Below are 4,015 nucleotides of genomic sequence, written 5' to 3' on the forward strand. Positions count from 1 at the left end.
CTTTCGATCTCGACAGGCCGGTGGTGGCACTCGGCGTGTTTAACAGGCCCTGGCTCGCGGATGCCGTCACGGGGTGGCCGTGCGCGGGAATTTCCGTTAGCAGCAGCGTTACCGTTTCCGAGCCACCGGTCTCGCCGAGGTCGTGCAGCGACAGGCCGGGACCCTGGCCCGGGTGCATCGGTGCATTGTTCTGCATGTTCGGCAGCTGGAAAGTGCTCCTGCCGTCGCCGCCATAGGTGGTGCCGAGCAGCGAGAACAGCGCGGTTTGCTGCGAGATCGGCAGCAGCTGGCCATTGCAAAAGGCCCAGCCCTTCGGCGGGAAGTTGAATCCGAAGATGCGGATTTCGGCAAGGAAGGGATTGGCCATGGCGCGATCCTAGGTCTGGCTCGGGAAGATCCCGAACAGTGAAATGATGAAATCGACGCAGAGATATGGCTGGAAATTGTCGTGCGGCTGGCTGCCGCCGGTTGTGCCGATGGTCCGAGGGTCCAGAACATCGCTTCCCGCGGCCGCAAAATAGAGCGCGATGGAAGGCTGGCCTCCCAACACCAGCCCGCTCGGATTATTGTTATTGCCATTGTTTGTCGTCGCCACCATCGGATGGCTGTGCGCCGGCATCTGCGGCACGGTCAGTGTGACCTGCTCGACGCCGCCCTGCTGGGCCTGCACGAAGCCGGGGCCCACATGGACCGGGAGGCGACCGCGCAGATCGGGCAGGGCGAATGTCGACTGACCGTCGCCCCCATAGGTGGTGCCGATCAGGTTAAAGAGAGTATCGAATTCATTGATCGGCAGCAGCTGGCCCTCGCAGAACATCCAGCCCGCCGGCGCAAAATTGCCGGCAAACATGCGGATCTCGCCGACGAAAGGCTGTGACATGGCCGTACCCCTCTCAGTTCTGGCTCGGGAAGATGCCCTGCAGGGCGACACAGAAGTTCAGGGTCAAATACGGCTGCATGTTCGGATGCGGCTGGCTGCCGCCGACATTGGACAGCGTGGACGGCAACAGTGTTGTCAGATTGGCCGCCGCTCCATAGAGGTTTGCAACGGCACCCAGATCGTTGCCGGTGGGAATCGGCGCATTGGCCGCCGTGGTCGACGCATTCGCCGTGTGCAGGTGCGCCGGCATCTCGGGTATCGTGAGGGTGTGGCTCTGCTCGCCCCCGACTGCACCCAGGACGAAGTCGTTGCCAAAATGAATCGGCGTTCGTCCCTGCAGGTTGGGCAGCCCGAAAGTTTGCCGGCCGTCACCGCCATAGGTCGTTCCGAGTAACGAGAACAAGGCCTGATTCTGATTGATGGCCATCAACTGCCCGTTGCAAAACGCCCATCCTTTCGGCGGGAAGTTGAACGACACGATCTTGATTTCGCCCAGAAAAGGCTCCGCCATCTCCCGTCTCCCCCAGCCCGTTTCGGACAACCTAACTTTGGCCAATCCAAATGGCCAGCCTTTTTTCCCATTCAAGTTGTGGTGGAGGACGCCGGCATCTGCGATGCTCGAGAACCGGCTGCGGACGCCATCACGGATGGAAACTCCCCGCGATGGCAGCTGAGATGGCAGTCACAGGTCCTTTTCGGCGAGTTCGCGAAACTCGTCGGGAACGGAACGAGAGATGCCCAGCACCACCGAGCCGTATCCAATAGCATCCCATCCAAAGCGACCGCGGATCTTATCGACGGCACGGTCGGCCGCGAAACGAGCCATGCCCATTTTGCTGCCGGGGCGGCGGCCTTCATCCTGAAGTCCAAGCGGCAGTTCCAGCTCCAGATCCCAGCGCTCCTCAAGATGCGACACAGAGATCGCCAAGAGCGAGATGGTCTTCTCGTCGGGGTGATCCGCAAGCACCGCGCGCACCAGCTCCCCGGCGAGCTCGGCGAGGATCACGGTGGCGGAGATCGGCGCGTCGAGCGTCACCGAGCGCGTAGCCGAGTTCAGGTTGGCGAAGCGAACGCGGACCGTCACGGTTCGGCCCGGCCTGGACTTGGCCCGCAGCCGGGTGCCGATCCGGTCCGCGAGGTGAAACAGGGTGGGCCGAATAAACAGCTCTTCGGCCGGCTTCCTGCCGATCGCCGACTGCGCCCCTGCCGATCGGGCCCGGCGATGCACCTTGATTTCCCGGGGGTCACGATTCCAAGCCAGGCTTGCGAGTTTCTCCCCTGCCGCGCGACCGAGCAATCGCTCGAGCGACCATCCCGGCGTCGTTGCCAGCTGCCCGATCGTCAGGACGCCGATCCCGGCCAGCCGCGCCTTCGTGGCCGGACCCACGCCCCACATCAGCTCGACAGGCAGGTGGTGAAGGAATTGCAGCTCGCTGCCGGGATCGACCATCACCAGCCCGTCAGGCTTTGCCACTTGCGAGGCAATCTTTGCCAGATGCTTGGTGCGCGCCACACCGACTGAGATCGGAAGGCCAAGCTCCGTGCGCACGCGCTGGCGGATCGCCCTTGCAATTTCGGCAGGCGGACCGAACAGATGGGTGCAGCCCGCGACGTCCGCAAAGGCCTCGTCGATGGAAATCCGCTCGACGAGGGGCGTGAAATCGCCGATCACCCCGATGGCGGCATCGCCCAGCCGTTGGTACTCCCTGAAGTGTCCGCTGACGAATCTGAGTTGCGGACAGAGTTCACGCGCCTGCCATCCCGGCATACCGCCGCGGACCCCGAACGCCCTCGCTTCGTACGAAGCGGCAAGCACAACTCCACCACCGACGGCGATGGGTTTGCCGCGCAACGAGGGGTCAAGCAGTTGCTCTACCGAGGCATAGAACGCATCCAGGTCCGCATGGAGGATGGTGGCTGTGGTCGCCATCCCGACTGTCCGCCCATGACGTTTCGAAGGGGTGATCGCAGAGGAGAACATAATGAGAACAACGGTGACGCGTGTCAAGCGATCGGTGATCGGCATTCAGCCGTGATACGAACTTAAGGATCAACTCAAAAGCGCGAAAGTCCACTCTATGCAGGAGGTTTCTATGATCTTCGAGACGCTCAATATAAGCAGGGAAGGAGCCGTTCTGCTCGTGGATATTATGGCCCCGCCCATGAATCTTTTAGGACCGGAAATGGTCCGCGATTTGGTCTCGCTCATTCAGCAATCTGAGGCCGACAACGCCATCAAGGTGCTCGTGTTCAGGAGTGCGGACCCCGACTATTTCATCTCCCATGTCGACGTGACCCGGATCAAGGAGTACCGGCAGGAGGCCGCGAAGCTGGTGGGCGAAGCGTCGATCGGCCTTCTTTTTCGCTATCTGAGCGCGAGCCGGCTCGTCAGCATCGCGCAGATCGAGGGTCGCGCCCGCGGCGCCGGTAGTGAGTTCGTGCTGGCCTGCGACATGCGCTTTGCCGCGCGCGAGTCAGCGATTTTCGGTCATCCGGAGGCGGGGACCGGCGCGAGCCCCGGCGCGGGCGGCATCCAACACCTCGCACGTCTCATGGGCCGCGGCCGGGCCCTCGAAGTCATGTTGAGCGCGCAAGATTACGACGCGGAACTGGCCGAGCGGTACGGCTGGGTCAATCGAACCTTGCCCGCGAAGGATCTCGGTGATTTCGTTCAGTCGCTCGCCCATCGGATCGCCAAATTCCCGGCCGCCGGTGTCGCCGCGGTCAAGGACCGGGTCAATGCGATCACGCTCGCGCCGGTCGAGGACTTTCGCCGGGATTCCGATCTGTTCGGCGAAGGGGCGAGCAAACCGGAGGCCCAAAAGCGCTTCCAGGCCGCATTGAGGCACGGCTTCCAAACTCGCGATGCAGAAATGGACCTGGCCGGATTGCTCGGCAGGTTGGCCGACGATTAATCAAAAAGAGATCCCTATCTCGGTGAATTCAAGACGGCGTCGCATGCGGCCATCGACTGGTTCCGCGCCCATCTTGCCTGACCGAGGCTCGTGATTTGCACTTTTGATGCTGCAATCGGAAATGACGGCTTCTCACGCAAATGCGGCGAACAGGATCCAGCATGAAAGGGGATGCTCTCATGTCAAACACAAAATCGGAGATTACGAACGCGATCAGTTC

General features: G+C 62.0%; 5 protein-coding genes. 1 reads left to right on the plus strand and 4 read right to left on the minus strand.

The annotated features are described in order from the left end of the window. The 4 genes from ABSG20_RS31370 to dinB form a co-directional block, all read right to left on the minus strand. The coding region (locus tag ABSG20_RS31370; protein ID WP_423868329.1) for a phage tail protein at positions 1 to 367 on the minus strand (367 nt) is incomplete at its 3' end. 9 nt (positions 368 to 376) lie between these two features. Beyond that, complete coding sequence (locus tag ABSG20_RS31375) at positions 377 to 880, minus strand: phage tail protein (RefSeq protein WP_423868330.1); 504 nt, start codon at positions 878 to 880, stop codon at positions 377 to 379. 13 nt (positions 881 to 893) lie between these two features. Beyond that, positions 894 to 1,421, minus strand: a complete 528-nt coding sequence (locus ABSG20_RS31380; RefSeq protein WP_423868331.1) for a phage tail protein — start codon at positions 1,419 to 1,421, stop codon at positions 894 to 896. 141 nt (positions 1,422 to 1,562) lie between these two features. Beyond that, positions 1,563 to 2,810 carry a DNA polymerase IV gene (gene dinB / locus ABSG20_RS31385; protein WP_423868333.1) on the minus strand — a complete coding sequence of 416 codons (1,248 nt, stop codon included), beginning with the start codon at positions 2,808 to 2,810 and terminating at the stop codon, positions 1,563 to 1,565. Between the two features lie 163 nt (positions 2,811 to 2,973). Here dinB and ABSG20_RS31390 point away from each other — a divergent pair, with 163 nt between their 5' ends. Beyond that, a complete protein-coding gene (locus tag ABSG20_RS31390) occupies positions 2,974 to 3,795 on the plus strand; it encodes an enoyl-CoA hydratase/isomerase family protein (protein ID WP_423868332.1) in 822 nt (273 codons plus the stop codon). The last annotated feature ends 220 nt before the right edge of the window (positions 3,796 to 4,015 follow it).

The sequence above is a fragment of the Bradyrhizobium sp. genome (assembly GCF_049512235.1).
GTDB lineage: Bacteria > Pseudomonadota > Alphaproteobacteria > Rhizobiales > Xanthobacteraceae > Bradyrhizobium.